The organism is Micromonospora sp. LZ37 (assembly GCF_059359015.1).
On record NZ_JCADBL010000029.1, the window covers coordinates 1 to 1,632 of the forward strand.

The 1,632-nt window shown below is 71.9% G+C and carries 1 protein-coding gene; it reads right to left on the minus strand.

All coding sequences use genetic code 11. The features are described from left to right. Window positions 1–1,632 (minus strand): non-ribosomal peptide synthetase (locus AC5L3Z_RS29465; protein ID WP_494846634.1); only part of this gene is annotated, 1,632 nt, incomplete at both ends.

The following is a 1,632-nucleotide window of genomic DNA, read 5'->3' on the forward strand; positions in this document are numbered from 1 at the left end:
GTGGGGCTGGGTCCTTCCATTTGGTTGAGGAACCACAGTCGTTGCTGGGCGAAGGACAGCGGCAGCCGGTCGGGTCGCTCGGTTGCCCGGTGCAGCGGTGAACGGGCGCGGCCGGCCCGGTCCATGAGGCGGGCCAGGTCTGCGACGGTGGGGTTGTCGAACACGGCGCGGATGTCGAGTTCGATGCCGAGGGTGGCGCGGATGCGGCTGATGAGGCGGGTGACGAGGAGTGAGTGTCCGCCGAGGTCGAAGAAGTTGTCGTCGATGCTGACGGTGTCGATGCCGAGGACGTCGGCGAACGCGGCGCACAGGGCGGCTTCGGCCGGGGTGGAGGGTTCCCGGCCCGGCCCGGCGGTGTATTCGGGTGCGGGCAGCGCCCGGCGGTCCAGTTTGCCGTTGACCGACAGGGGCAGGCTGTCGATGGCGACGATCGCCGTGGGGACCATGTAGCCGGGCAGCGCCTGTCCGCAGGCGGCCCGGATGTCAGCCGGGTCCAGGTCGCGACCCGGCTCGGGGATGATGTAGCCGACGAGGCGGCGGTCGCCGGGTCGGTCTTCGCGGACGATGACGACGGCGCGGTCGACGCCGGGTTGTGCGGCGAGCACGGCTTCGATCTCGCCGAGCTCGATCCGGAATCCACGGATCTTCACCTGGTCGTCGACCCGACCGAGGTACTCCAGCTCCCCGTTCGGCCGCCAACGGGCGAGGTCACCGGTGCGGTACATCCGCTCACCGGACCCGAACGGACACGCCACGAACCGCTGCGCGGTCAGACCGGCCCGGCCCAGATAGCCCCGCGCCAAGCCTGGGCCAGCCAGGTACAACTCACCCGCCACCCCCGGCGGCACCACACCCAACCCCGCATCCAGCACATACGCCCGCACATTCCAGATCGGCCCACCGATCAACGGGACCGTGTCGATAGGTCCGGCGGTCCACGCGGTCGCGTACACCGTCGCCTCGGTCGGACCGTAGATGTTGAGCACCGCCGCGTCCGGCAGGGCGCTGCGCACGGCGGCGACTGTAGCCGAGGTCAGTGCCTCACCGGCCAGCACGACGGTACCGGCCCGCGCCGGGGCGGCGCCGGTGCCCAGCAGCTCCGCGACGGCGGACGGCACCGCACTGATCAGGCTCCCAGCCCACGGACCGGCGGCCGCGTCGGCGAGCGCCAGCAGATCCGGGACGATTTCGATGGCGCCTCCGGTAACCAGCGGCCCGAACATTTCGAACACCGACACGTCGAAGCTGAGCGACGTCGCCGCCAGCACCCGCGCGAACTCCCCGGCGGCGAACCGGGCCGCGGCCCAGCCGAGCAGACGACAGACACTGTCGTGCTGGACCACGACGCCCTTCGGCCGTCCGGTCGACCCCGAGGTGTAGATCGTGTACGCCGGGTGGGCCAGGCGCAGCGGCGCGAGGCGGTCACCGTCGTGGACCGCGCCGTCGTCGAGCCGGTCGATCGCTGCCATCACGTCGGGATCGTCGAGGAGCACCTGCTCGCCGTACGCGGGCAGGCCCGCCCCGAGCCGCCCGGTGGTCAGCGTCGCGACGGGGGCGGCGTCGGCCAGCATGAACGCGATGCGGTTCGCCGGGTACGCGGGATCGATCGGCAGGTACGCCGCGCCGGCCTTC